Here is a 1,207-nt window from a genome sequence, read left to right as displayed (position 1 = left end):
GACCGGTTCCGCGGCGGGCTCCCCGGCGGCCGCGCGGGCGCGGCGCCGTCCGCGCCGGACGCGGGCAGCAGCCCTCGAACAGGGCGCGGTAGTGCACCATCGCCTGCCGCAGGTCCTCGGTCGACGCCTCGCCCGCCGCGGCCTTGCCGCCGATGGCGTGCGCGCTCCGGTAGTGGCCGAGCGTCCGGCCGTGCTCCACCGACAGGTGGGCGGCCTGGTCCTCGAACCCGCGGGTCGGGTAGCCGCGCTCGGCCATCACCGCCCGGACGAGGTCGTCGGCCTCCTCGACGGCCGGTGCGGGCGCGTCCACGAACCGCTCCTGGACGTCGGCCCACCGCGCGCGGAACTCCTCGCGGCGGTGCGGGGCGAGGTCGCGCAGCTCCAGCTCGCGGTGCCTGCGCTCGCGGGTGCGCAGCTCCTCCTCGGCGGCCGCCCGGCCGCCGTGCCGCTCGACGGCCCGGTCGTACTCGGGCCCGAAGCGCCGCCGCAGCCGGCGGGTGCGCGCCCGGGACCGGCCCGGGAACACGACCGCGGCGGCCACGACGGCGACGATGATCACTGCGATGACGACCATCACGACGGTCGACATGTCATCCTCCAACGTGCGTCGGATCGAACGACACGCCGATGCCCGGGTAAAACCCGGCCAAACGGGCGAACAGGGCCGTCGGCCCTTACCCCCGGCCGCCACCAGGGAAGACGCACGCGAGGTCGCCGATCCGCCGGCCGCCGCCGTACCCGGCACCGACCAGCAGCTCCATGCCCCGCTCGTCCCACGGGTACGCGCACGCCACCCGGACGTCCAGCCGCCGCAGCGCCCCCGCGACCTCCGCCCGTCCCGGCTTCTCGCTCCGCGCCGACCGGACGGTCGCGGCCAGCAGCTCGCGGTCCTCGACCGCCCGCTCCGGCGCGGGCAGCAGCGACAGGTAGTGCGAGTTCGGGTTCACCGCGTGCGTCTCGGCGGTCAGCAGCGGGACGATCCGCATGTACCGGCCCGGCATCACGACGATCCCGCCCGGTCCCGCCTCCGCGACGATCGCGCGCGCCGTACCGACCTGGGCGGGATGCGCCTTCCAGGCCGGACGGTCCGCGACCACCGACCCGTTCGACTCCGCCCACACCGGTATCCCGCCCACGACGATCGCCGCGCCCAGGGCGGCCGCGGGCACCGCCGCGGCGGCCGACACGCCCGGCCGCCCCGGCCGCG

At 77.4% G+C, this 1,207-nt stretch carries 2 protein-coding genes; both read right to left on the bottom strand.

The window, feature by feature from the left end; translation table 11 throughout:
* Window positions 1-589, bottom strand: a 589-nt coding sequence (locus BJF79_RS40020) for a hypothetical protein (RefSeq protein WP_075905236.1), incomplete at its 3' end; no start/stop codon positions are given.
* Window positions 590-674: 85 nt separating this feature from the next.
* A partial coding sequence (locus tag BJF79_RS56555; protein WP_262403275.1) for a hypothetical protein occupies window positions 675-1,207 on the bottom strand: 533 nt, incomplete at its 5' end.

It is taken from the genome of Actinomadura sp. CNU-125 (genome assembly GCF_001942465.1).
Classification (GTDB): Bacteria; Actinomycetota; Actinomycetes; order Streptosporangiales; family Streptosporangiaceae; genus Spirillospora.
Note: the sequence above shows the minus strand (reverse complement) of the source record. Positions and strands in the feature narration are given on the sequence as shown.